Genomic DNA, 23,374 nt, shown 5'->3' with positions numbered 1-23,374 from the left:
GGGGGGGCCCCCCGCCCCCCCGCGGGGGGGGGGCGGCCGCCCCCCCCCCCGGGGGGGGGGCGGCGGGCGGGGGGGGGGGGCGGGCCCCCCCCCCCCCGGGGGCCGCCCCCCCCCCCCCCCCCCCCCCCCCCCCCCCCCCCCCCCGGCACTGTGTCACGCGGTGCCGGTGAGGTGCTCCGGACGCACCGGCGTGCGGTCGAGCGCGAGCCCGGTCGCGTTCCGGATGGCCGCGAGGACCGCCGGAGTGGACGACAGGGTCGGGGCCTCGCCGACACCGCGCAGCCCGTACGGGGCGTGATGGTCGGCGAGTTCGAGCACGTCGACCGGAATGGTCGGCGTGTCGAGGATCGTGGGGATGAGGTAGTCGGTGAAGGAGGGGTTCTTCACCTTCGCCGTCTTCGGGTCGACGATGATCTCCTCCATCACCGCCACGCCCAGGCCCTGGGTCGTGCCGCCCTGGATCTGGCCGAGGACGGACAGCGGGTTGAGCGCCTTGCCGACGTCCTGGGCGCAGGCCAGCTCGATCACCTTGACCAGGCCCAGCTCGGTGTCGACCTCGACGACCGCCCGGTGCGCGGCGAAGCTGTACTGCACATGGCCGTTGCCCTGTCCGGTGCGCAGGTCGAAGGGCTCGGTGGGGCGGTGCCGCCACTCCTCCTCGACCTCGACGGCCTCCTCGCCGAGGACGTCCACCAGGTCGGCGAGCACCTCGCCGCCGTCGGTGACCACCTTGCCGCCCTCCAGGAGCAGTTCGGCGGTGGCCCAGGCGGGGTGGTGGGAGCCGAACTTGCGGCGCCCGATCTCCAGGACCTTCTCGCGGACGATCTCACAGGCGTTCTTCACGGCGCCGCCGGTGACGTAGGTCTGCCGCGAGGCCGACGTCGAACCGGCGCTGCCCACCCTGGTGTCGGCCGGGTTGATCGTCACCTGGCCGACGCCCAGCTCGGTGCGGGCGATCTGCGCGTGGACGGTGACACCGCCCTGGCCGACCTCCGCCATCGCGGTGTGCACGGTGGCCACGGGCCGGCCGGCGACGACCTCCATGCGGACCCGGGCGGTGGAGTAGTCGTCGAAGCCCTCGGAGAAGCCGACGTTCTTGATGCCGACCGCGTAGCCGATGCCGCGTACGACGCCCTCGCCGTGGGTGGTGTTGGAGAGGCCGCCGGGCAGCTGCCGTACGTCGGCGCCCTCGCTGCTCTCCCACTGACGCTCGGGCGGCAGCGGCATCGCCTTGACGCGGCGCAGGAGTTCGGCGACCGGCGCCGGGGAGTCGACCGGCTGCCCGGTCGGCATGAGGGTGCCCTGTTCCATGGCGTTGAGCTGCCGGAACTCCACCGGGTCCATGCCGAGTTCCTTCGCCACCTTGTCCATCTGCGCCTCGTAGGCGAAGCACGCCTGGACCGCGCCGAAGCCGCGCATCGCGCCGCAGGGCGGGTTGTTGGTGTAGAGGGCGACGGCCTCGATGTCGACGTCGTCGACGGCGTAGGGACCGATGCCGAGCGAGGCGGCGTTGCCGACCACGGCCGGGCTGGCCGAGGCGTACGCGCCGCCGTCCAGGACGATCCGGCACCTGACGTGGGTCAGCTTGCCCTCGCGGGTGGCGCCGTGTTCGTAGGACAGCTTGGCGGGGTGGCGGTGGACGTGCCCGAAGAAGGACTCGAAGCGGTTGTAGACGATCTTGACGGGCTTGCCGGTGCGCAGGGCCAGCAGGCAGGCGTGGATCTGCATGGACAGGTCCTCGCGGCCGCCGAACGCGCCGCCGACACCGGCCAGCGTCATCCGCACCTTCTCCGGGGGGAGACCGAGCACGGGGGCCATCTGGCGCAGGTCGCTGTGCAGCCACTGGGTGGCGATGTACAGGTGGACGCCGCCGTCCTCCTCGGGCACGGCGAGACCGGACTCGGGGCCGAGGAAGGCCTGGTCCTGCATGCCGAAGGTGTACTCGCCCCGGACGATCACGTCGGCCCGCGCGGCGGCTGCCGCCGCGTCGCCGCGGACGATCGGCTGGCGGTGGAGGACGTTGGGGTGCGGGACGTGGGCGGCGTGGTGATCGGTGCGGTTCTTGTGGACGAGGACCGCGTCGGGGGCGGTCGCGGAGGCCTCGTCGGTGACGACCGGCAGCTCTCGGTACTCGACCTTGATCTTGGCGGCGGCCCGGCGGGCGGTCTCGGGGTGGTCGGCGGCGACGATCGCGACCGGCTCGCCGTGGTGGCGCACCTTGCCGTGGGCGAGGACCGGGGTGTCCTGGATCTCCAGGCCGTAGGTGCGCACATCGGTCGGCAGGTCGTCGTAGGTCATGACGGCGTACACGCCGGGCATGGCGAGGGCCTCGGCGGTGTCGATCGAGACGATCTCGGCGTGGGCGACCGGGGAGCGCAGGATCTGGCCCCAGAGCATGTCCTCGTGCCACAGGTCGGACGAGTACGCGAACTCGCCGGTGACCTTGAGGATGCCGTCCGGGCGGAGGGTCGACTCGCCGATGCCGCCCCGGGTCTGCGAGCCCTGGGTGATCTTGGTGGGAGTGCCGACGGGGGCACTTCCCGCTCGAGCGGAGCCGAGATGGGGGGAGGGCATCGGGATCAGACCGCCTCTGACTGCCGGGCGGCCGCGAGGCGGACCGCGTCCATGATCTTCTCGTAGCCGGTGCAGCGGCACAGGTTGCCCGACAGTGCCTCGCGGATGTCCGCGTCGGTCGGGTTCGGGTGGCGCTCCAGCATCTCGTCTGCGGCGACCAGCAGGCCGGGGGTGCAGAAGCCGCACTGGACCGCGCCGGCGTCGATGAACGCCTGCTGGACCGGTGAGAGTTCGGTGCCGGCGCCGGTCTGGGAGTCGGCGCCCTTGGCCTGCCATCCCCTGGCCTCGTCGAGCGGGGTCCCGCTCGTGGCGCCGCAGGAGCGCTGCTTGGCGTACGCGGCGAGCCCCTCGACGGTCACGACCTCGCGGCCTTCCGCCTGGCCCGCCGCGACCAGGCACGCGCACACCGGTACGCCGTCCAGCCGGACCGTGCACGAGCCGCACTCGCCCTGCTCGCAGGCGTTCTTCGAGCCGGGCAGTCCGAGACGCTCCCGCAGCACGTACAGCAGGGACTCGCCCTCCCACACGTCGTCGGCCTCCTGCGGACGTCCGTTGACGGTGAAGTTGACGCGCATCACGCAGCTCCCTCGGTGTGGCGGCGGGTGCCGCGGTACGACTCCCAGGTCCAGGTCAGCGTGCGGCGGGCCATGACGCCGATCGCGTGGCGGCGGTAGCTCGCGGTGCCCCGGACGTCGTCGATCGGGTTGCAGGCGGCGGAGCACAGGTCCGCGAACTGCCGGGCGACCGACGGGGTGATGATCTTTCCGTTGTCCCAGAACCCGCCCTCCTCCAGGGCCGCGTCGAGGAATTCCTCGGCGGTCTTCGCCCGGACGGGGGTGGGGGCGGCCGAGCCGATGCCGGTACGGACGGTGCGGGTCTCGGGGTGCAGGGCGAGACCGAAGGCGCAGACGGCGATGACCATGGCGTTGCGGGTGCCCACCTTGGAGTACTGCTGCGGGCCGTCGGCCTTCTTGACGTGGACCGCGCGGATCAGTTCGTCCGGGGCGAGCGCGTTGCGCTTCACGCCGGTGTAGAACGCGTCGATGGGGATGCGGCGGCTGCCGCGCACGGACTCGGCCTCGACCTCGGCGCCAGCCGCGAGGAGAGCGGGGTGGGCGTCGCCGGCCGGGGAGGCGGTGCCGAGGTTGCCGCCGACGCCGCCGCGGTTGCGGATCTGCGGGGAGGCCACCGTGTGCGAGGCGAGGGCCAGGCCCGGCAGCTCGGTCCGCAGGTTCTCCATGATCTTGGTGTAGGGCACGGAGGCGCCCAGCCGCACGCTGTCCTCGCCGACCTCCCACTCGTAGAGGTCACCGACCCGGGTGAGGTCGAGGAGGTACTCGGGCCGCCGGTGGTCGAAGTTGATCTCCACCATCACATCGGTGCCACCCGCAATCGGCACGGCGCTGGGGTGCTCGGCCTTGGCGGCGAGCGCCTCCTCCCAGCTGGCGGGGCGAAGGAAGTCCATGACCGGCTCTCTTCTTCGTCTTCGTCGTGGGGTCCGGAATGAGCCAGATCGGTGCGGCGGGCCCGGCTCGTTGATGTGGTGTTCACGCGGAACGGGGCCAGTACACAGCGCTGTGCTCCGAGCGGGTCAGTCACGGAAACCATGAAGGAGTTGGCTGGCCAGCACGGGCATCTTGTAGATTCGTATGAACGGAGGCCACCGGAAACCTCCTCGTTTTCCTCTGGAAACACCACAGGGCCCCCGCCCCATCGGTCCCTCAGAGATTCATCGTAGTTTCGAGACAGAAGAACGGCGGCGACGAGATGCGGCTGCGCGCACTGCTGGACACCGATGCGCTGGGGCTGCGGCTGCTCGGCGGCGAAGAGGAACTCGACCGCGCCGTGCGCGGTGTGATGACCACCGACCTGCGGGACCCCAGCCGCTACCTCTCCGGTGGTGAGCTGGTGCTGACCGGCCTGGCCTGGCGCCGGAGCGCCGCCGACTCCGAGCCGTTCGTACGGATCCTGGTACAGGCCGGCGTGGCCGCGCTGGCGGCCGGCGAGGCCGAGCTGGGGGACGTGCCCGACGATCTGGTGGTGGCATGCGCCCGGCACCGGCTGCCGCTGTTCGCGGTGCACGAGTCGGTGGCGTTCGCGACGATCACCGAGCATGTCGTACGGCAGGTCAGCGGCGAGCGGGCCGGGGACCTCGCGGCCGTGGTCGACCGGCACCGGCGGATGATGACCGCGGGCCCGGCGGGCGGCGGACCGGACGTGGTCCTGGACCTGCTCGGCTCCGACCTGGACCTGCGGGCCTGGGTCCTCTCCCCCGCCGGCCGGCTGATCGCGGGCTCGAAGGTGGCGGGCCCGGCGCTGCCGGCCGAGGTGTGCGCGCGGCTCGCCGGGGAGCATCTGGCGGCCGTCCGCACCGGCCGGCGCGGACCCTACCGGGTGGCGGTCGGCGGGACGACGTACTCGCTGTTCCCGATCCGCAGCAGCGGGCGGGCGGCGCAGGGCCCGCGGGGTGCGCGGGATGTGCGCGAGAGCCTGCTGTCGGACTGGCTGCTGGCCGTGGAGGCGGACGCCGGGGACTGGCCGGGGGAACGGCTGGACCTGCTGCAGGGGGTCACCCAGCTGATCGCGGTGGAGCGCGACCGGCGGGACGCGGCGCGCACGGTGCGCCGGCGGCTCGCGCAGGAGGTGCTGGAGCTGGTGCAGACGGGCGCGGCCCCGGCGGAGATCGCGGCCCGGCTGCGGGTGGCAGCGCCGGTGCTGCTGCCGGGCCTGGGGGCCGCCCCGCACTGGCAGGTGGTCGTGGCGCGCGTCGAGTGGGACCGCACCGACGGCGAGGCCCCGCAGGCCGGTCCGCTCACCCAGTCCCTGCTGGAGGAGATCCTGGTCGACCCCCTCGCGACCGGCCCGGAGCCGTCCGACCGGATCGCCGTGGCGCACACCGGCGACGAGGCCGTCGCCCTCGTCCCGCTGCCGGCGGTCTCCAGTGAGCACGACGGCTCCGAGGCGGGCGTCCTCGCCGACACGCTGCTGGCGGCCGTACGGGAGCCGCTGTCGGCGGGCCTCGACGGCGACGGGCGGCTCACGCTCGGCGTCAGCGCGGCCGTGCACTCGGCGGAGGGGCTGCGCGGGGCGCTGGAGGAGGCGCGGCACGCGCGGCGGGTGGCGGCGGCCCGGCCCGGCCGGGTCTGCGCGGCGGGCCATCAGGAGCTCGCCTCGCACGTGCTGCTGCTCCCGTTCGTGCCGGACGACGTGCGCAGGGCGTTCACGGCCCGGCTGCTGGATCCCCTGCGCGACTACGACCGGCGGCACCGCGCCGAGCTGATCCCGACGCTGGAGGCGTTCCTGGACTGCGACGGCTCGTGGACGCGCTGCGCCTCCCGGCTGCACCTGCACGTCAACACGCTGCGCTACCGGGTCGGCCGGATCGAGCAGTTGACGAGTCGTGACCTGTCGCGGCTGGAGGACAAGCTGGATTTCTTCCTGGCACTGCGCATGAGCTGACCCGGGGCGCCGCGCGGGCGAAACCTCGGGGGGCGGACAGTCCCACGACTTTGTGAAATCCTTCACCCGCCCCCTTGGCCCGGCGCCGCGATTCGTGCTGAGATGCGGCCACCACTCACTCAAGGCTCGACGGCGCGCTCGGGGAGGGCAACGTGGCGTACTCCGCCATGTCTGGTACCGGAACGACCGCAGGTGACGACCCTCTCCAGACCGCGGTGTGGCGGTTGCGCTCGCGGGCCTGCTGGGCGGACGCGGCGGCCCTGCTGCCGCAGGACACGGCGGCGGGCGCGATCCAGCGGGCCGCGCTGCTCGTCGAGCGCTGTCTCTACACCGAGCAGGGCTGGCAGGACGCCGAGGACGCGCTGCGCATGGCGGAGGCGCTGGCGCACGGCGACGAGGAGCGGGGGGCGGCCGCCTGCGAACGGGGGCAACTCGCCTACGCGGCCACGCTGCACGGGGTGCGCGACCGGGTCGACGAGGCCCGGGCGGCCCTGGGCCGGGCGGCGGCGCTGATCCCGCCGGACGCGGCCGGGCGGGGGCTGCTGGACTTCCGGCGGGGGCTGCTCGCCGAGAACATCGCGCGGTCCCCGCAGGCGGCGCGGGCCGCGTACCGGCGCGCCCACACGGCGGCCGCGGCCCACTCGGACTCCCTGCTGCTGTCGTTCACCTGGCGCCATCTCGCCGGACTGGCCCTGCGGGACGGGGAGGTGGCGGAGGCGCGGCACGGCTTCGCCGAATCCCTGCGGATCCGGGAGGAGTTGGGCTATCTGGTGGGGACGGCTCCGGCACTCGCCTCCCTCGCGGACGCCGAGGTCGAGCCGGAGGCCTCGCGGTTGCGGGAGGAGGCGCGGCGGCTGTTCCGGCTGCTGGGCGGCGTACCGACCTGGCTGGCCCGGCAGTTGGCGCCCCCGGCCGCCACCGCCTAGGTCGTGTCGTCACCTTCCCGTACGACGCGCCGCTCAGGCCGCGCCCGCCGTGCCGGGCGTCGCGCGGCAGGCGCCCCTTGCGCACCGGGTCCCGGCGGGCGGGTGTGACGGCTGACAGCCGGCCGTGCCGCTCAGGCCGCGCCCGCGCAGTGCTTGCGCACCAGCGCCTGCACGGTGTCCGGCTCGCCCGCCGACAGGGCGTCCAGCAGCGCGATGTGCTGCCTCGCGTCGGCGACGAGGTCGGCACGCCCCGCGGAGGCGGCCCCGCCGACCAGCGGCCACTGGGCGCGCCGGTGCAGGTCCTCGGCGATGGCGACCAGTTGCTCGTTGCCGGCCAGGGCGAGCAGGGCGCGGTGGAAGAGGCGGTCCGCCTCGGCGTACGTCGCCCGGCAGCCGGACGCCGCCGCCCGTACCGTCGCCTCCGCCAGGGGCCGCAGCTCCGCCCAGCGCTCGGGCGGCACCGTGCGGGCCAGCCGCAGCAGCACCGGCACCTCGATCAGCGCCCGTACCTCGGCCAGCTCGGCGAGCTCCCGCGCGCCCCGCTCGACCACCCGGAACCCCCGGTTGGGCACGACCTCGACGGCGCCCTCCATCGCGAGCTGCTGCATCGCCTCGCGCACCGGGGTCGCCGAGACACCGAAGCGCTCGCCGAGGACCGGCGCCGAGTACACCTCGCCCGGCCGCAGCTCGCCGGAGACCAGCGCGGTGCGCAGCGCGTCGAGGATCTGTCCGCGGACGGACGCCCGCTGGACGACGGTCCGTGGCCGGGGGATCGGCGTCTCGCTGTGGGTGTGCTCCCCGCGTGCGGCACCCCGCGGCCCGCAGCGCTCCCCTTCGAGTTCCTGGGAGGAGACGGCCCGCTGCTGCTCCGGCACCCGGGCCCGGGCCGGTTCCTCCCGGGGGATCCCCGTCCCGGCGGAGCCCTGCGTGCCCTGCTTCACGGGTCCTCCTGGCGGACGTGTCGGTACTTGGGGAGATTACGGCGGGTTGTTACTCGCCCGTCAAGCACCTTAGGCGTAGTGGCCGTCAGTTCAAATCCGTAAAGCAGCGGGTAAGGTTAGGCTTACCTTCAATGAAGGGCCCTTCGCTCCCTCGTCGCCCCTTCCGTCACTCCCGAAACGGTGGTCCCGGCATGCCCTCAGTCCCGTCGGTCACAGCCGAGTCGTACGCCCGCCTCATGGAGGCCTTCCCGGGCCTGACCGTCATGGAGCTGGCGCCGGGCGGACCGGCTCCGCGGGGCGGCGGCTGGGTCGCCGCGACGGACCTCGCCGCGGGCGGGGCGGCCCTGGACGCCTTCCTGGCCTGGGACGACGCCCAGGTCGTACGGGACTACGGGCAGCAGGCGCGCCCGGACGTCATCGCGAGCTTCGGACTGCACCGCTACGCCTGGCCGGCCTGTCTGCTGATCACCGTGCCCTGGTTCCTGCACCGCCGGGTGCCGCGCTATCCCGTGACGCACGTCTCGTACGACCGCACCGGCGAGGGCATGCGGATGGCCGTACGCCCGCCGTCGTCGTTCGCCTGCCTGCCGGGCGATCCGGCGGCGGCCCTGCCCGGCGCCCGGGTGGTCCCGGACGAGGAGGCGCTGCGGGCCGAGGTGCGGGCGGCGGTGGCCGAGCACCACGAGCCGGTGCTCGCCGGCTTCGGGCCGCGCGCACGGCGGCGCGGGCGCGCCCTGTGGGGCATGGTGACCGACGAGATCGTCGAGGGCCTCTGGTACGTCGCGCACCTGTTCGGCGAGGGCGAGCAGGAACGGGCCCGCCACGAACTGGAACTGCTGCTGCCGGGCGCCACGAAGCCCTACGTCGGCTCGGCGGCCTTCCGTGAACTGACGGGTCCGGACGGCCAGTCGCTGCCCACCCGGGACCGGGCGAGCTGCTGCATGTTCTACACGGTGCGCCCCGAGGACACCTGCGCCACCTGCCCGCGCACCTGCGACGCCGACCGGGTCGGCAAGCTCACGGCGTCCGCCGCCAGTTGAGTTCCCCTCAGACACCCCCGGCGACCGGACGGCCGTAGGGATCACGTAAGATCACCCCGGACGGGACTCCCCCTACGGTTACAGCTGTTTCACATATTCCTCACTCGTCACGGGAACTTTCCGTGGAACCACCCGTACGGGTAGTCTTATTCGAACTCAACTCCCGCCCCTCAAGCGGCAGTTCGAGCAGAACGTCGCCCTGGGCATCCCCTTGCACTTCCTTGGCGGCCTCTTGCCCCGAAACCCCCTGAGGGACGGCGGGATTGGGCCACTATGGCGGGCGTTACGCCCTATCCCAATGCAAGGGACCCCAGATGAGACTGACCGACATATCGCTGAACTGGCTGCTTCCGGGCGCCGTACTGCTCCTGGGCATGCTGGCGGCGGTGGCGGTGCTCGCGCGCGGCAAGCGCTCCTCCGGGGAGAACGCGAGCGCGGACGACTCGTGGGAGCGCAGCGAGGAGCGCCGCAGGCGCAAGGAGGCCATATACGGCACCGCCTCCTACGTCCTTCTGTTCTGCTGTGCGGCCGTGGCCGCCGCCCTCTCCTTCCACGGCCTGGTCGGCTTCGGCGAACAGAACCTCGGCCTCTCCGGGGGCTGGGAGTACCTGGTGCCGTTCGGCCTGGACGGGGCGGCGATGTTCTGTTCCGTCCTCGCGGTGCGCGAGGCGTCCCACGGTGACGCGGCGCTCGGCTCCCGGATACTCGTGTGGACCTTCGCCGGTGCCGCCGCCTGGTTCAACTGGGTGCACGCGCCCAGGGGTCTGGGTCACGCGGGCGCCCCGCACTTCTTCGCCGGCATGTCCCTGTCGGCGGCGGTGCTGTTCGACCGGGCGCTGAAGCAGACCCGCCGCGCCGCGCTGCGCGAGCAGGGCCTGGTGCCCCGTCCGCTGCCGCAGATCCGCGTGGTGCGCTGGGTGCGGGCCCCCCGCGAGACCTACAAGGCGTGGTCGCTGATGCTCCTGGAGGGTGTGCGCAGCCTGGACGAGGCCGTCGAGGAGGTCCGTGAGGACAAGGCCCGCAAGGAGGAGACCAAGCTGCGCCGCCGCGAGCAGCAGCGGGTCGAGCGGGCCCAGCTGAAGGCGATCAGCCGCGGCCACGGCCGCTTCCCCGGCCGGGGCGGCGGCGGTGGCGGTGGCCGTCAGGTGGAGGCCCAGGCGGCCCTGGAGCGGGCGACCGCCGAGCGTGTTTCCGCGGAGCCTGCCATAGCGAACTCGGCGGAGCAGCTGCCGGTGCGCTCACGGCCGTCCCTGCAGCCCGTTCGCCAGTCCTCCGAGTCGCACACCGTCGACCTCACGGCGGAGGACGACACCATGGCCCTGCCGCGGCTCGACTCCCTGGAGCGCAAGCTCAAGGACCTGGAGCAGCAGTTCGGCTGACGGCCGGCCAGTGACATCACGGGAAGGGGGCGCGACCGCCGAGGTCGCGCCCCCTTCCCGTGTCCGTTCCCGGTTCAGGCCGCTCCGGCGGCCAGCTCGAACCAGACGACCTTCCCGGCCCCCTGCACCCGGACCCCCCAGGAGTCCGCGAGGGACTGCACCAGGACCAGGCCCCGCCCGTGCGTGCCGTCGCCCGTGTTCGGGACGCACGGCCGCGGGCGGCCCGGCACCGAGTCCCGCACCTCCACCCTGAGGCCGGCCGGTGACACGGTGGCCGTCAGGACCGCTTCGTCGTCGGTGTGCACGAGCGCGTTGGTGACGAGCTCGCTGGTGAGCAGTTCCGCCGTCTCGGAGCGGCCGGGCTTGCCCCAGCCCCGCAACAGCTCGCGCAGCGCTCGGCGCGCCTCGGGCACCGCCCGCAGGTCCGCCCGTCCGAGTCTGCGGTTGAGCTGTGCGTCTACGGTGTCGTCCCCCTCCGCGGTCTCCATGTGCCGCTCTGCCGCCGAGGTGCCCGCGATCACCGTCGGACCGCTGCCTCGTGCCTGCCTCTTCATGACCCCCGCCCGCGTGCCGATGTCGGTTTCCCTCCTGCTCGAACACGTTCACGGGGATCCATGCCCGATGGGCACGGCGCCAGTCATCTCCGCTCGCCCACGCCCGGGTGTTCGGCCATGTTCGGCGGGCCCTCGGGGGCGCACCCGGGGGCCTGTACGGGTCGCGCGGCACGGTCCGGACCGGCGAGGAGGACGTCCGCGCCACGTCCGTACCCCGCCGGACACCGGTACGAAGCCCGTGGCGCGACCGCGGCACCCGTCCCGGACCCGATTCCGGCCGGAGGCACGGCTGTTCGACGGCACGGACGCCCGTCGAAGGGGCGTGCGCCCGCGCACCTGCGTCATCCGGCGAAGTTGGCCGGAATCCGGTGGGTCGTGGCGGCGTCCCGGCCCCCGGCCCTCCGCTCCCGAGCGCCGCCGGCGGACCACCGCGCTCCTGGCACGCCTCCGCGCGACCGCCCTCCGCGCGACGACGGGAAGGTGACGACCTAGGGACGCGGCACGTTGCGGAGGTTGGAGCGGGCCATCTGGAGCATCCGGCCGACGCCGCCGTCCAGAACGATCTTCGAGGCGGACAGGGCGAACCCCGTCACCATCTCGGCGCTGATCTTCGGCGGGATGGACAGGGCGTTGGGGTCGGTGACGACGTCGACGAGAGCCGGACCCTTGTGCCGGAAGGCGGACTTCAGCGCGCCGGCGAGGTGCTTGGGCTTCTCCACGCGCAGCGCGAAGACGCCGCAGGCACGGGCGACCTCGGCGAAGTCCGGGTTCTTGTTGGTGATGCCGTACGAGGGCAGTCCCGCGACCAGCATCTCCAACTCGACCATGCTCAGGGCGGAGTTGTTGAACAGGACGACCTTCACCGGCAGGTCGTACTGCACCAGCGTCAGGAAGTCGCCCATCAGCATGGTGAAACCGCCGTCGCCGGACATCGACACGACCTGGCGGCGGCGGTCGGTGAACTGGGCTCCGATCGCCATGGGCAGCGCGTTCGCCATGGAGCCGTGCGAGAACGAACCGATCACCCGCCGGCGCCCGTTGGGGGTGAGGTAGCGGGCCGCCCACACGTTGCACATCCCGGTGTCGACCGTGAACACCGCGTCGTCGTCCGCGAGTTCGTCGACGACGGCGGCGACGTACTCGGGATGCAGGGGAACGTGCTTCTCGGCCTTCCGCGTGTACGCCCTCACCACCCCCTCCAGCGCGTCCGCGTGCTTCTTCAGCATCCGGTCGAGGAACCGCCGGTCGTCCTTGGGCCGCACCCTCGGGATGAGACAGCGCAGCGTCTCGCGCACGTCGCCCCACACGGCGAGGTCCAGCCGGGAGCGGCGGCCCAGGTGTTCGGGCCGGACGTCGACCTGGGCGATCCGTACGTCGTCGGGAAGGAAGGCGTTGTACGGGAAGTCGGTGCCGAGCAGGATCAGCAGGTCGCACTCGTGGGTCGCCTCATAGGCGGCGCCGTACCCGAGGAGCCCGCTCATCCCGACGTCGTACGGGTTGTCGTACTGGATGAACTCCTTGCCGCGCAGGGCGTGTCCCACCGGCGACTTGATCTTCCCGGCGAACTCCATGACCTCGGCGTGCGCGCCGGCCGTGCCGCTGCCGCAGAACAGGGTGACCCTTCCGGCCTCGTCGATCATCCGGACCAGTGCGTCGATCTCGGCGTCGCCGGGGCGCACGGTGGGCCGGGTGGTGACGAGTGCGGACTTGGCGGCCTTCTCGGGCGCGGGTGCGGCGGCGATGTCACCGGGGAGGGAGACCACGCTGACGCCGCCGCGGCCGACCGCGTTCTGGATGGCGGTGTGCAGCAGCCGCGGCATCTGCTTGGGGCTGGAGATCAGTTCGCAGTAGTGGCTGCACTCGCGGAACAGCTGGTCGGGATGGGTCTCCTGGAAGTAGCCCAGGCCGATCTCGGCGGAGGGGATGTGGGAGGCGAGGGCGAGGACCGGGGCCATGGAACGGTGGGCGTCGTAGAGACCGTTGATGAGGTGCAGGTTGCCGGGGCCGCAGGAGCCCGCGCAGGCCGCCAGCCGGCCGGTGATCTGCGCCTCGGCGCCGGCCGCGAAGGCGGCGGTCTCCTCGTGGCGTACCTGGATCCACTCGACGGCGGAGTTGCGGCGCACCGCGTCCACCACGGGGTTGAGGCTGTCCCCGACCACGCCGTACAGGCGTCTGACCCCGGCGCGGGCGAGGGTGTCCACGAACTGTTCGGCGATGGTCTGCTTGGCCATGGATGGACGCACCCCTTCGGTCTCCTCGGGTCCATCCCTCCACAGTGGCCGCGGCGGTGCGGTTACGCCTCCCAGACGGCCGCCGCCGTACGGTCGTCGGCGTAGCCCTTGACCCGCACCTGGGTGTCGGCGAGGAACGCGGCCAGACCGGGCGGGGTGGGGTCCGACCAGCGCTCCCCGAGGTGGGCGGAGAGTTCGGGCTCGCCGCGCAGCGGGTCGGCGAGCCCGCCCGTGCACATCAGCAGGGTGTCACCCGGCCGGGCTACGGAGGCGCGGAAGCGGAAGGGGGCACGGGGCGGCTCGGGCGGCGGGTCGTAGGGGCTCGGCGGGGTCGGGATGCCGAGGTCCATGGTGAGCCGGTCGCCCTCGGGTGCCTCGGCGGGCAGCCCCCCGAACCCGACGACGGGCTCCCCGGCGATCTCACCGGGCTGCGGCTCGATGTCCTGCCACTCGCCGCCGCGCAGCCGGAACAGCCCGCCGTCGCCCACCCCGAAGAAGACGCGCGTACGGCACTCGGGGTCGGCGGGCAGCAGCAGACAGCGCAGGGTGGCCGTGTACTCCTCGGGCTCCAGGCCCTGTTCGGCGGCGCTGGCCCGGAGCCGGCCGAGGCTGCGGTCGGTCAGACGGTGCAGGCCGGACTTCAGGTCGCCGCGCCGGGCGGCCCTGATGTCCTGCGCCAGCCGGAGGTGACTGCGGCCCACGGCCCGCCCGATCCACCGGCACGCCTCGGCGGCCGCCCGGTGCGCGCCCCGCGTGGCCCGCGCGCCGGTCGCCATCGCGACCAGCAGCAGCGCCTCCTCACCCGTGCCGAAACGGGCGGTGAGCAGGGCGTCCCGGCGCGGCTCGCCCCGGTACCGCGCGGAATCGCCCCGCACGGACGCGGCACGCAGCGCACAGGCCCCGTACCGGGCCCCGTCCAGCACGGTGTCGGCGACCAGGTCGTCGAGTCGGTCCGGGTCGGCGGGCGGGAGGGCGGTGGGCTCGGCGTCGTAGGTGGGCGGACGGGAGCCGACGTAGGCCCCGTCCGGCAGGGCGGGGAGGCCGGGGGCGGCGCCGGTCCGGGCCGCGCGGGGCGCGGGGGACGTGAGGGGGGCCGGAGGGGCGGCGGAGGCGGAGCCGGAGGGGGCGTCGGCCGACGGTGACTTGGGCGGGGGGCCCGCGGGGGGCTGGTGCGTGAAGCCCTGGGGCAGCGGGCCGGGCGGCACGGTCGTGGGTACGGGGGGTGTGCCGGGCGGGAAGGCCGTTGCTGCGGGGGGTCTGCCGGGCGGGGGCTCCGCGGGGGCGCCGGGGCGGCTCGGCCGGCCGGGGGCGGGAGTCGGTGCGGGACCGGGGGGTGAGGCGGCCTGTGTGGTCCCGGCATCAGCGGTGGGGGGAGCCGACGCGGGCCCGACGGACCGCGCGGGCCCGGCCTCAGCGGTGGGGGGAGCCGACGCGGGATCGGCGGTCGGCTCGGGCGGGAAGGCCGGCGTCGGACCGGTGGACGGTGGGTTCGCGGGGGCCGGGTCCGTGTCGTGGCCGGGGGCCGCCGCGGCCGGGGTGCCGTTGCGTGGCGGGGGAACCGCGGCCCGGGGCGGTACGGGCGACGGCGCCGGGGCCTCGGGCAGCCACCAGTCCTCCCGCCCGTCCCGTACGACGTCTTCCGTACGGGACTCCGGCACCCGGTCCACCGGCCCCTCCGAACGCACCGCCCCCGCCGCCGAGGCGAAATGGTCGTCGAGGGAGTCGGCGGTGGGCGCGGGGCCCGTGTCCGCGGTGGAGTCGTCGTACAGCTGCCCCCACCAGTCGTCCTCGGGACCGGTGGGCCTTCCCCCCTGCTGGCTCATGCCCCTGATTGTCCACCGCACGGGCCGTGTGGGAACGGGGCATCCGGAAAATGCACCACCGTCGCACATGCGTACGGGGCGCGCGGCGCCGACCGCCGGGCGGTTCCACCCCCCCCACGGGAGAACCGCCCGGCGACCTCCAGGTGATCCGGACTCAGTTCCCCTGCGCGCCCCTGCGCGTCATGAGCCCGGACCACGTCCGGGCCGGAGCACGGCCCGGCGCCGGAGTGTGCACGGCGTCCCCGTGGATCTCCCGGGGATCCCCCGTCGAATCCCCCCGGATCCCCGTGGATGATCACGTCTTCCCGCCGTGGCCACACCTTGGCAGAGTGATCCGCGGTACGGCGATGATGTACGGCGGCGGGTTTACGCCGTGGCCGTTTCCCGCCACCCCTGGACTGCCGGAGAAGGGACCGCACCCGATGCTGGGAGCGATTGGACTCGACGGGACGCACGAGTCGGCGTACCGGGCGCTGGTGTCGGTGGGCGCCGCCGACGTACCCGATCTGGCCCGCCGCCTGGCCCTCGGCGAGTACGACACCGAGCGTGCCCTGCGCCGTCTGGAGCGGCACGGTCTGGTGGCGCAGTCCTCGGGCCGCCCCGGCCGCTGGGTCGCCGCGCCGCCGGGTGTCGCGCTGGGCGCGCTGCTCACCCAGCACCGGCACGAGCTGGAGCAGGCGGAGCTGGCGGCCGCGCTGCTCGCCGAGGAGTACCGGGCGGCGGCCGCCGAACCGTCCGTGCACGACCTGGTCGAGGTGGTGACGGGTGCGGCGGCGGTCTCCCAGCGGTTCCTGCAGATCCAGCTGGGGGCGAGCGACGAGGTGTGCGCGCTGGTCACCGGCACCCCGGTGGCCGTGACCGGGGCGGAGAACGACGCGGAGGAGCGGGCGGCCGAGCGCGGGGTGCGCTACCGCGTCGTCCTCGAACGGGAGGTGCTCCACCAGCCGCAGGGCCTCACGGAACTGACCGCCGCGCTCGGCCGCGACGAACAGGTGCGGCTGGTGGACCGGGTGCCGACGAAACTGGTCGTGGCCGACCGTTCACTGGCCCTCGTCCCGCTGACCGGCCGCTCGGCGGAGCCCGCCGCGCTGGTGGTGCACGCCAGCGGACTCCTCGAACTCCTGTCGGGCCTGTTCGAGTCGGTGTGGCGGGAGGCCCTGCCGCTGGGGCTGGGCGCCGACGGGGTGGTGGAGCGGGAACCGCACGGGCCCGACGCCACCGATCTGGAGATCCTGTCCCTGCTGCTGGCCGGGCTGACCGACGCGAGCGTCGCCAAACAGCTGGACCTGGGGCTGCGGACCGTACAGCGCCGGGTGAAGGGCCTGATGGAGCTGACGGGGGTGTCGACCCGGCTCCAACTGGGCTGGGTCGCGCACGAGCGCGGCTGGGTGACCCGAGAGCGGTAGCCCCGCGCCCGCGTACCTCTTGACCTGCGTGTTCCCCGGGACTCCGGCACTCTGGGCAGATGGGAGCGTGGGAACTCCTGCTGGTCGGTCTGGTCCTGCTGCTCGGCCTGTGCGGAGTGCTGGTGCCCGGTGTGCCGGGGTCGTGGCTGGTGTGGTCCGCGGTCCTGTGGTGGGCGCTGAAGGATCCGCAGCCGGTCGCCTGGTGGGTGCTCGTGGGCGCCACGGCCGCGCTGATGCTGAGCCAGGTGGTCCGCTGGGCGCTCCCGCCCCGCCGGCTGCGGGAGAGCGGCGCGACGCCCCGGATGGCGGTGTACGCCGGGGCCGGGGCGTTCCTCGGGTTCTTCCTGCTGCCCGTGGTCGGCACGATCCCCGGCTTCCTGGGCGGTGTCTACCTCTGCGAGCGGCTGCGCCTGGGCCGCAGCGGCGAGGCCCGCGCGGCGCTGCGCCGGGCCATGCGCTCGGGCGGCTGGAGCGTCCTGGCGGAACTGTTCACCTGCCTGCTGATCACGGGTGCGTGGCTGGGGGCGGTGCTGTGGGGGTGAATCCCTTCGCCGGCTGCTCGGGACGGCGGAACAGGGCCGTCCACAGAAAGGCCTCGCCGAAGTGCGCGGACGCGGGGGGCTCGTCGCGCATCGGGCGGAGCTCGATCTCGGTCAGGCCGGAGAAGATCCGCCGCAGGGACTCCGGTGTGTAGGCGAGGCCGCCGTGGAGGCGGGACTGGCGGTAGAAGGCCTCGTCGGGGAGTTCCGAGCCCATCCGGCCGGCGGCGAAGCAGGTGAGGGAGAGGTGGCCGCCCGGCGCCAGGGCGCGGTCGAGCAGGGCGAGGTAGCTGATGCGGCGGTGCGGGGGCAGGTGGTGGAAGCAGCCGGAGTCGTGGATCAGGTCGTACGGGCCGCCGGGGCCGGCGCCGTCCGGGGTGAGGGCGAAGGCGTCGCCGCAGTGGAACCGGATGTCGGCCCCCGCCTCACGGGCCCGGTCCCGCGCCCAGGCCAGGGCGGCCGGGGAGAGGTCCACGGCGTCCACCTCGAAGCCGCGGGAGGCGAGGTGGAGGGCGTTGCGGCCGGGCCCGCAGCCCAGGTCGAGGGCGCGGCCCGGGGAGATGAGCCCCCGGTCGAGGTAGGAGACCAGGTTCTCGTCCGGCTTCGCCGCGAAGAACGGCACCGGCCGGTCGCGGTCCGCGTAGAAGCCGTCCCACCAGGAGGCCGCGCCGCTCGTCCAGCGGTCGGCGTCCGGCGCGAACAGGCCGTCCAGCAGCCTCAACACGTCGTCCACCGTACGTATGTGACGGTCCATGCCGTTCCCCCTTCTGCCCGCGGCGATGGGGAGAACCTAGGCGCGGAAGGCACGAAAGGCCAGCTCAGGAGGGGTGGCGGGCGGGCGCCCTCGCGTGTCTGACGGCCCCCGGCGCGGGGCGGGGACCCGGTGCCCGCCGGGGCCGCGGACCGGGTTCCGGAGCCCCGCCGAGGGCCGTCACGAGGCCTGTCGCGCGACCGCCGACGGCACTTTTCTCACCAGCGCGCCACCCCTTCGAGCTCGAGGAGCCGGATCTTGCGCTCCAGGCCGCCGGCGTAGCCCGTGAGCGAGCCGTCGGCGCCGATCACCCGGTGGCAGGGGCGCAGGACGAGCAGCGGGTTCGCGCCGATCGCCCCGCCGACGGCCCGGACGGCCGCCCGGGAGGCACCGACGCGGGCGGCGATCTCGCCGTACGTGGTGGTCGCCCCGTAGGGGACGGTGTCGAGGGCCGCCCACACCCGTTCGCGGAACTCCGTGCCCTCGGCCCGCAGTTCCAGGCGGAACTCCTTCAGCTCGGCGGCGAAGTAGGCGGCGAGCTGTTCCTCGGCGGCGCGGAAGGGGCCCGGGTCGTGCCGCCAGTCGTCCAGCACGGTGCGTCCGCCCTTCTGCCCGGGCACGGAGAGCGAGGTCAGCGCGCCGTCGGGGCCGGCGGTCAGGAGCAGGGTGCCGAGCGGACTGGCGACGCCGGTCCAGTACACGGGCGCGTTCGCCGGCTTGGGGGTCATGGGGTTTCCTCCGCTGCACGCAGGTGGTGAAGGGCGTACGTCCGCCAGGGACGCCAGCTGTCGGGTACGTCCGCGCCGGGCGGCGCGACGTCGGGGTCGCCGAGGGCGCGGGCCCGGATCGCCGCCACGGTACGGGCGTCCAGCCCGGGCACGGCGAGCAGGGCGGCCTCGGCGTCGTCCCGGTCGGTGCCCGGGTCGAGGCGTACGGCGCCGTCCGCGAGGGCGACGGCGAGCGGGCCGACGGCCCCCGTCAGGGCGGCCGGTTCCGGGAAGAGATGGGTGAGGGTGCCGCGGGACGCGTCCAGGGCCTTGCCGTGCGCGCGGACCAGCCGCTCGGCCCCGGCCCGGCCGACCAGGGCCCGTACGGCGTACTCCTCCGGGTCGGCCGCTCCCGGGGCGCGCAGCCCGGGCCGGGCGGCGACCAGGGGGGCGAGCCGTGGATCGGCACCGAGGCGGGCGTCGACGGCGTACGGGTCGGCGTCGAGGTCGAACAGCCGGCGCAGCCGCTGGACGGCGGTGGTGAGGTCGCGCGGGTCGGTGAGGTGCAGCCGGGCGTCGAGCCAGCCGCCGGGGTGGAGCGCCGAGGCGCGGCCCGGATCGCCCGGCCGCTCGTCGACGGCGGCGATCCCGGTGCCGTGGGGCAGGCGGAGCGTACGGCGGTAGGTGCGCCCGCCGGCCGGTCCGCTCACCTCCTCCACCCCGGCCACGGCCTCCCGCTCCAGCAGGTCGAACACGGAGGCCGCGTGGTAGGGGCCGCGGTGGGCGAGCCGCAGCGGGATCCCGGCGGACGGGGTGGCCGTACGCCGGGAGGTGCGGACGGCGGCCCGCAGCTCGGTCGGGGTCGCCGCGTACACGGCGCGGACCGTGTCGTTGAACTGGCGCACGCTGGCGAACCCGGACGCGAACGCGATCTCCGTGACCGGCAGGCCGGTGGTCTGGAGGAGGACCCGCGCGGTGTGGGCGCGCTGGGCGCGGGCGAGGGCGACGGGGCCGGCGCCGAGTTCGGCGGTCAGCTGGCGCTGCACCTGGCGGGCGCTGTAGCCGAGCCGTACGGCGAGACCGGCGACGCCCTCCCGGTCCACGACCCCGTCGCCGATCAGCCGCATGGCGCGGCCCACGACGTCGGCGCGCACGTTCCACTCGGCCGAGCCGGGCACGGCGTCCGGGCGGCACCGCCGGCAGGCCCGGAAGCCCGAGCCCTGCGCGGCGGCGGCCGTCGGGAAGAAGCGCACGTTGTGGCGCTTCGGGGTGACGGCGGGGCAGCTGGGCCGGCAGTAGATGCCGGTCGTCGCGACGGCGAAGAAGAACTCCCCGTCGAACCGGGCGTCCCGGCTGCGCACCGCCTCGTACCTGGTGTCGTACGGCGTGCCGTATCTGGTGTCCTGGCCCGTCATGGGTCCCAGTCTTCGCCCGTGACGGGAACCCCGCTAGCGGAAATCGGACGTGACGGTGGGGCGGGAACGGTGACCGGCGGGGGTGCGCCGGTCACCGGACGCGGCGGCCGCCGGTCAGCGGGGAGGGGCGGGCCGCCAGGGGCTCCGGCCCCGCTTGGCGTCCCCCGCCGCCCGGCCCTCCGCCTGCTTGCGCTTCCAGTCCTGGCGGACGTCGGCCCGTACCCGGGCGTCGGACTTGGCGACGATCCACTGGTTCTCGCGCACGAGCTTGCGGTAGCTCTCCAGCCGCCGCGGGGGCAGTTCCCCGTCCTCGACGGCGGCGCGCACCGCGCACCCCGGTTCCGATTCGTGCGCGCAGTCGTGGAACCGGCAGCCGCGGGCCAGTTCCTCGATCTCCGCGAACACCTGCCCGACCCCGCTGCCGGCGTCCCACAGCCCGACCCCGCGCAGTCCGGGCGTGTCGATGAGGACGCCCCCGCCGGGCAGCGGCAGCAGATTGCGGGTGGTGGTGGTGTGCCGTCCCTTGCCGTCCTGGTCGCGGGTGGCCCGGACGTCCATCACGTCCACGCCGGCGAGCGCGTTCGCCAGCGTGGACTTGCCCGCGCCGGACGCCCCGAGCAGCACGGCCGTGCCCCGCCCGAGCAGCCCGGCGAGTTCCTCGACGCCCTCCCCGTCGCGGGCGCAGACGGTGAGCACCGGCACGCCGGGCGCGCTGGTCCCGACGTCCTGGACGAGGTGCGCCAGCGTGACCGGGTCGGGTACCAGGTCGGCCTTGGTGAGCACGACGACGGGCTGCGCGCCGGACTCCCAGGCGAGCGCCAGGAACCGTTCGACGCGGCCGAGGTCGAGTTCGACGGCCAGGGACATCGCCACCAGGGCGTGGTCGACGTTGGCGGCGAGGATCTGCCCCTCGGACCGCTTGGAGGAGGTGGAGCGGACGAAGGCGGTGCGACGGGGCAGCAGGGTCCGCACGTACCGCGGATCGGCGCCCTCGGGGTCGAGGGCGACCCAGTCCCCGGTGCAGACGACCTTCAGCGGGTCACGGGGGACGACGAACTCGGTGTCGGCGCGGACGGTGCCGGCCGCGGTCACGACGTCGCACAGCCCGCGGTCGACCCGCACGACACGACCGGGCAGGAGACCCCGCTCGGCATGGGGAGCGAACTCGGCTTCCCAGCCCGCGTCCCAGCCGTGGGCGACGAGAGCGTGCGACGAAGCCGAAGCATCCGGAAAAGAGGAGTGATGCAAGGGAGACCCTTCACAGGGCGGCCCCGGCGGCGCGCTCACGGGCGCGCGTATGTGTCCGAGTGGTCAGCCGGAGACCGCGGGGGTGGGATGGATGAGCTTCTGGGTCCGGGGAGCACCCGGCGCAACGACGGTCATCACGGTCCTCACCTCCTGTTCTGCGCGAGCTGACGCTCAGTTGACGGCTTGCGGTGCAGAGCGTAGGGGACGGGGGCGCCGCGATGCCAACGCTTTTTTCCTCGACGGGGGTTCGGCGGGCCCGGATCGCCGGCTCAGATGCCGATGTCCAAGTGGCCGGACCTGTCCGGGCCTTCGGCCTGAGGGAGGTCGCCGGGTGCCGGATCGCCCTCGGCGGGCTCGCCGAAGTCGCCGAAGACGAGGTGGGGTTCGTCGGCGGCCGGTGCCATGTCGTCGGGCAGGACGTCCACGCGGGACAGCACGGCGTCGAACCCGCCCCGGTCGAACGCCCTCGGACGGCCGTCGAAGGACAGACTGGCGGCTGCTTCCCCGACGACCATCTGCGGCACGCCAGGCACGGGTTCGACGCGTCGCGCGAGCGACTCGGGCCGGCAGGGCCGGGAGTTCAGCGCGGCGGTGAGCTCGTCACGGAGCTTCTCCAGGCCTTTCTCCGGCCGCGCCCCGGTGACGACGTCGACGAGCGCCCGCGCGACCCGGGGCGCCTCCCGCACCAGTTCCATGCCGTCGACGGAGGACTCCCGGATCGACAGGCGCCGGGCAGGTCACCGCCCAGGGCGTGGCAGCCGGACACCCCGGCGTCGTCGGGGTGCCGTGGGCGAGCTCGTCCCAGGTGGCCGGGCCTCAGGAGCCCGTGCACTCCTGCCCGTTGAGGGTGAAGCCGGACGGTGCCGTGTTGGTGTCCTGCCAGGAGGCGAGGAAGCCGAAGGAGAGGGTGCCGTCCGCGGGCACGGAACGGTTGTAGTCGGCGGCGGTCGCGGTGACGCGGGAGCCGTTCTGGGCGACGCTCGCGTCCCACATCTGGTCGACCCGCTGGCCGTCCTCGAAGGACCAGGCGACCCGCCAGGAGTCCAGGGCGGTCGGGGAGGTGACCGTCACGGTGGCCTGGAAGCCGTCGGGCCACTGGTTGACGAGGTCGTAGTGGACCTCGCACACGGCCGCGTCCTGGCTTTCGCCCGGGCCGGCGGTGGACGAGGTGGTGCCCTGGGGTTCGGGGTCGGGCTTCTCGTCGTCGGTCGCGCTTGGCGAGGCGCTGGCGGTGGGCGCCGGGGACGCGGAGGACGGGGCGGCGGAGGTCACGGGAGCGGTGGACGGCCGTGCGGAGCCGGCCACCGGGGTGGTGTCGGTGGGGACGCCCTGCGCGCCGGTCTCCATGTCGCCGTCGCCGCCGAACGGCATCAGCGACACGGCGAGCGCCGCTCCGGAGACCAGTACGGCGGCCAGCAGCAGTCCGTTGCGCCGGAGCCGTGCCTTGCCCGCGGCGGCCCGCTCCGCCTCGCCCTGCGGGTCCGGCGCGTCGGGGCGCCCGGCGCCCAGGCGGACCTCGGCGGCCCGGCGGCGGCGCTCCAGGTAGGCGAGGCCGCCCCAGCCGATGACCCCGCCGGCGAGGGCGGCGGGCAGCCCGCCGCCGTGCAGCCGCAGACAGGCGGCGGCCTCGGCGCACTCCACGCAGGTGGCGAGGTGCCGGGAGAGGTCGTCGGGGGTCTCGGCGCCGGGCGAGCGGGTGACGGCGTCGAGCAGCCGGACGTACGAGCGGCACTCCGCGCTCATCGGCGTGTCGAGGTGGTTGCGGTGGCAGCGGTCCCGGAACAGTCCGCGGACCTGGTTCAGTTCCTCTACGGAGGCGTCCGGGTCCAGCCCCTGGCGGCGGACGACGGAGCGCAGCGGCAGCGCCTCCACCTCCGCCAGCCACAGCAGGGTGGCGTCCGCCTCTCCCATGTCGCGCAGTCCGCGCAGGGCGATGGGGCGGCTCAGCGGGGGGCCGGTGTAGCGCCAGGCCTTGTCCGAGTTGAGCCACAGGCGCAGGTCGGGGTCGAGTTTGTGGCCCTGTCCCTCGGCCTCCCACGCGGCCGCCGTGTTGCGTACGGCGGTCAGCAGCATGGGGATCCGGGGCAGCCGGGAGGAGCGGCGGCCGGCGTTGCGCGCGGTACCGTCCTCGGCGGCGCGGGCCTCGTGTATGCCGAGCGCGAACGCCTCGCGGGCCAGCTGGTTGGCCGCGGTCGAACCGGACGTGCACAGGTCCGCGTACGACAGGACGGCGTCCCAGCACTCGGAGAACAGCGCGGCCTCCGCGGCGTCCTTCGGGGTCGGCAGGTCGGGCATGGGTCTCCTGCATCCAAATGCGAGGTCAACTCACCATGGCGGCAATGGAGTTGGGGGGAACCTCGCGGCAGGGACCGAGGATTTCA

19 protein-coding genes are annotated in these 23,374 nt (G+C 74.3%); 6 read left to right on the top strand and 13 right to left on the bottom strand.

The window, feature by feature from the left end; genetic code table 11:
- Window positions 1-153: 153 nt before the first annotated feature.
- Genes ACFY2L_RS29875 through ACFY2L_RS29865 form a run of 3 tightly spaced genes read right to left on the bottom strand, consistent with a single transcriptional unit; the run spans window position 154 to window position 4,039 of the window.
- Complete coding sequence (locus ACFY2L_RS29875; protein ID WP_390823939.1) at window positions 154-2,574, bottom strand: xanthine dehydrogenase family protein molybdopterin-binding subunit; 2,421 nt, start codon at window positions 2,572-2,574, stop codon at window positions 154-156.
- Window positions 2,575-2,579: 5 nt separating this feature from the next.
- Window positions 2,580-3,149 (bottom strand): (2Fe-2S)-binding protein, encoded by a 570-nt coding sequence (locus ACFY2L_RS29870; RefSeq protein ID WP_390662486.1) that lies wholly within the window; start codon window positions 3,147-3,149, stop codon window positions 2,580-2,582.
- The gene (locus tag ACFY2L_RS29865; RefSeq protein ID WP_390662487.1) at window positions 3,149-4,039 is read right to left on the bottom strand and encodes an FAD binding domain-containing protein; all 891 of its coding nucleotides are present in this window, start codon (window positions 4,037-4,039) and stop codon (window positions 3,149-3,151) included. Before ACFY2L_RS29865 ends, ACFY2L_RS29870 begins: the two co-directional genes overlap by 1 nt.
- A gap of 302 nt (window positions 4,040-4,341) precedes the next feature.
- Here ACFY2L_RS29865 and ACFY2L_RS29860 point away from each other — a divergent pair, with 302 nt between their 5' ends.
- Together ACFY2L_RS29860 and ACFY2L_RS29855 are read left to right on the top strand one after the other, a co-directional pair.
- Window positions 4,342-6,033 carry a PucR family transcriptional regulator gene (locus ACFY2L_RS29860; RefSeq protein ID WP_390662488.1) on the top strand — a complete coding sequence of 564 codons (1,692 nt, stop codon included), beginning with the start codon at window positions 4,342-4,344 and terminating at the stop codon, window positions 6,031-6,033.
- A 152-nt stretch (window positions 6,034-6,185) separates the two neighbouring features.
- Window positions 6,186-6,959, top strand: a complete 774-nt coding sequence (locus ACFY2L_RS29855; RefSeq protein ID WP_390662489.1) for a hypothetical protein — start codon at window positions 6,186-6,188, stop codon at window positions 6,957-6,959.
- Between the two features lie 131 nt (window positions 6,960-7,090).
- Here ACFY2L_RS29855 and ACFY2L_RS29850 read toward each other — a convergent pair whose 3' ends face one another.
- Window positions 7,091-7,900 (bottom strand): GntR family transcriptional regulator, encoded by an 810-nt coding sequence (locus ACFY2L_RS29850; RefSeq protein WP_390662490.1) that lies wholly within the window; start codon window positions 7,898-7,900, stop codon window positions 7,091-7,093.
- Window positions 7,901-8,091: 191 nt separating this feature from the next.
- On the opposite strand from ACFY2L_RS29850, the gene ACFY2L_RS29845 reads away from it, so the two are divergent.
- Together ACFY2L_RS29845 and ACFY2L_RS29840 are read left to right on the top strand one after the other, a co-directional pair.
- Window positions 8,092-8,940 (top strand): (2Fe-2S)-binding protein, encoded by an 849-nt coding sequence (locus ACFY2L_RS29845; RefSeq protein WP_390662491.1) that lies wholly within the window; start codon window positions 8,092-8,094, stop codon window positions 8,938-8,940.
- A 314-nt stretch (window positions 8,941-9,254) separates the two neighbouring features.
- The gene (locus ACFY2L_RS29840) at window positions 9,255-10,319 is read left to right on the top strand and encodes a DUF2637 domain-containing protein (protein WP_390662492.1); all 1,065 of its coding nucleotides are present in this window, start codon (window positions 9,255-9,257) and stop codon (window positions 10,317-10,319) included.
- Window positions 10,320-10,393: 74 nt separating this feature from the next.
- Here ACFY2L_RS29840 and ACFY2L_RS29835 read toward each other — a convergent pair whose 3' ends face one another.
- From ACFY2L_RS29835 to ACFY2L_RS29825, 3 genes are all read right to left on the bottom strand, one after another.
- Entirely contained in the window at window positions 10,394-10,807 is a 414-nt protein-coding gene (locus ACFY2L_RS29835; RefSeq protein WP_390662539.1) for an ATP-binding protein, read from the bottom strand.
- A gap of 554 nt (window positions 10,808-11,361) precedes the next feature.
- Entirely contained in the window at window positions 11,362-13,104 is a 1,743-nt protein-coding gene (locus ACFY2L_RS29830) for a pyruvate dehydrogenase (protein ID WP_390823938.1), read from the bottom strand.
- A 62-nt stretch (window positions 13,105-13,166) separates the two neighbouring features.
- On the bottom strand, window positions 13,167-14,927 hold the full coding sequence (locus tag ACFY2L_RS29825) for a protein phosphatase 2C domain-containing protein (RefSeq protein WP_390823937.1): 1,761 nt from the start codon (window positions 14,925-14,927) through the stop codon (window positions 13,167-13,169).
- Between the two features lie 422 nt (window positions 14,928-15,349).
- Between ACFY2L_RS29825 and ACFY2L_RS29820 the strand changes: the two genes are divergently transcribed.
- Window positions 15,350-16,333: a helix-turn-helix domain-containing protein gene (locus ACFY2L_RS29820; RefSeq protein WP_390823936.1), complete on the top strand. Its 984-nt coding sequence runs from the start codon at window positions 15,350-15,352 to the stop codon at window positions 16,331-16,333.
- Between the two features lie 59 nt (window positions 16,334-16,392).
- The gene (locus ACFY2L_RS29815; protein WP_390662496.1) at window positions 16,393-16,875 is read left to right on the top strand and encodes a DUF456 domain-containing protein; all 483 of its coding nucleotides are present in this window, start codon (window positions 16,393-16,395) and stop codon (window positions 16,873-16,875) included.
- Here ACFY2L_RS29815 and ACFY2L_RS29810 read toward each other — a convergent pair.
- The 6 genes from ACFY2L_RS29810 to ACFY2L_RS29785 form a co-directional block, all read right to left on the bottom strand.
- Window positions 16,838-17,626 carry a class I SAM-dependent methyltransferase gene (locus ACFY2L_RS29810; RefSeq protein WP_390662497.1) on the bottom strand — a complete coding sequence of 263 codons (789 nt, stop codon included), beginning with the start codon at window positions 17,624-17,626 and terminating at the stop codon, window positions 16,838-16,840. The two genes, ACFY2L_RS29815 and ACFY2L_RS29810, sit on opposite strands and share 38 nt — an antisense overlap.
- Window positions 17,627-17,841: 215 nt before the next feature.
- On the bottom strand, window positions 17,842-18,351 hold the full coding sequence (locus tag ACFY2L_RS29805) for a methylated-DNA--[protein]-cysteine S-methyltransferase (RefSeq protein ID WP_390662498.1): 510 nt from the start codon (window positions 18,349-18,351) through the stop codon (window positions 17,842-17,844).
- Complete coding sequence (locus ACFY2L_RS29800; protein ID WP_390662499.1) at window positions 18,348-19,745, bottom strand: DNA-3-methyladenine glycosylase 2 family protein; 1,398 nt, start codon at window positions 19,743-19,745, stop codon at window positions 18,348-18,350. Before ACFY2L_RS29800 ends, ACFY2L_RS29805 begins: the two co-directional genes overlap by 4 nt.
- 114 nt (window positions 19,746-19,859) lie before the next feature.
- A complete protein-coding gene (rsgA, locus tag ACFY2L_RS29795) occupies window positions 19,860-20,993 on the bottom strand; it encodes a ribosome small subunit-dependent GTPase A (protein WP_390662500.1) in 1,134 nt (377 codons plus the stop codon).
- 269 nt (window positions 20,994-21,262) lie between these two features.
- Window positions 21,263-21,688, bottom strand: coding sequence for a hypothetical protein (locus ACFY2L_RS29790; RefSeq protein WP_390662501.1), 426 nt, complete (start codon window positions 21,686-21,688; stop codon window positions 21,263-21,265).
- 121 nt (window positions 21,689-21,809) lie between these two features.
- Entirely contained in the window at window positions 21,810-23,288 is a 1,479-nt protein-coding gene (locus tag ACFY2L_RS29785) for a cellulose binding domain-containing protein (protein ID WP_390662502.1), read from the bottom strand.
- Between the last annotated feature and the right edge of the window lie 86 nt (window positions 23,289-23,374).

Origin of the sequence: Streptomyces sp. NPDC001381 (assembly GCF_042895685.1) — a bacterium.
In the GTDB taxonomy this organism is placed as follows: Bacteria; Actinomycetota; Actinomycetes; order Streptomycetales; family Streptomycetaceae; genus Streptomyces.
The sequence above is the reverse complement of the archived record's forward strand: the minus strand, read 5'-3'. Positions and strand labels throughout refer to the sequence as shown.

Excerpts from the sequence above, each read along its gene's own strand:
- ACFY2L_RS29875 (WP_390823939.1), bottom strand. The coding sequence starts at position 2,574 with ATGCCCTCCCCCCATCTCGGCTCCGCTCGAGCGGGAAGTGCCCCCGTC.
- ACFY2L_RS29870 (WP_390662486.1), bottom strand. The coding sequence starts at position 3,149 with ATGCGCGTCAACTTCACCGTCAACGGACGTCCGCAGGAGGCCGACGAC.
- ACFY2L_RS29865 (WP_390662487.1), bottom strand. The coding sequence starts at position 4,039 with ATGGACTTCCTTCGCCCCGCCAGCTGGGAGGAGGCGCTCGCCGCCAAG.
- ACFY2L_RS29860 (WP_390662488.1), top strand. The coding sequence starts at position 4,342 with ATGCGGCTGCGCGCACTGCTGGACACCGATGCGCTGGGGCTGCGGCTG.
- ACFY2L_RS29845 (WP_390662491.1), top strand. The coding sequence starts at position 8,092 with ATGCCCTCAGTCCCGTCGGTCACAGCCGAGTCGTACGCCCGCCTCATG.
- ACFY2L_RS29840 (WP_390662492.1), top strand. The coding sequence starts at position 9,255 with ATGAGACTGACCGACATATCGCTGAACTGGCTGCTTCCGGGCGCCGTA.
- ACFY2L_RS29835 (WP_390662539.1), bottom strand. The coding sequence starts at position 10,807 with ATGGAGACCGCGGAGGGGGACGACACCGTAGACGCACAGCTCAACCGC.
- ACFY2L_RS29830 (WP_390823938.1), bottom strand. The coding sequence starts at position 13,104 with ATGGCCAAGCAGACCATCGCCGAACAGTTCGTGGACACCCTCGCCCGC.
- ACFY2L_RS29825 (WP_390823937.1), bottom strand. The coding sequence starts at position 14,927 with ATGAGCCAGCAGGGGGGAAGGCCCACCGGTCCCGAGGACGACTGGTGG.
- ACFY2L_RS29820 (WP_390823936.1), top strand. The coding sequence starts at position 15,350 with ATGCTGGGAGCGATTGGACTCGACGGGACGCACGAGTCGGCGTACCGG.
- ACFY2L_RS29815 (WP_390662496.1), top strand. The coding sequence starts at position 16,393 with ATGGGAGCGTGGGAACTCCTGCTGGTCGGTCTGGTCCTGCTGCTCGGC.
- ACFY2L_RS29810 (WP_390662497.1), bottom strand. The coding sequence starts at position 17,626 with ATGGACCGTCACATACGTACGGTGGACGACGTGTTGAGGCTGCTGGAC.
- ACFY2L_RS29805 (WP_390662498.1), bottom strand. The coding sequence starts at position 18,351 with ATGACCCCCAAGCCGGCGAACGCGCCCGTGTACTGGACCGGCGTCGCC.
- ACFY2L_RS29800 (WP_390662499.1), bottom strand. The coding sequence starts at position 19,745 with ATGACGGGCCAGGACACCAGATACGGCACGCCGTACGACACCAGGTAC.
- ACFY2L_RS29790 (WP_390662501.1), bottom strand. The coding sequence starts at position 21,688 with ATGGAACTGGTGCGGGAGGCGCCCCGGGTCGCGCGGGCGCTCGTCGAC.
- ACFY2L_RS29785 (WP_390662502.1), bottom strand. The coding sequence starts at position 23,288 with ATGCCCGACCTGCCGACCCCGAAGGACGCCGCGGAGGCCGCGCTGTTC.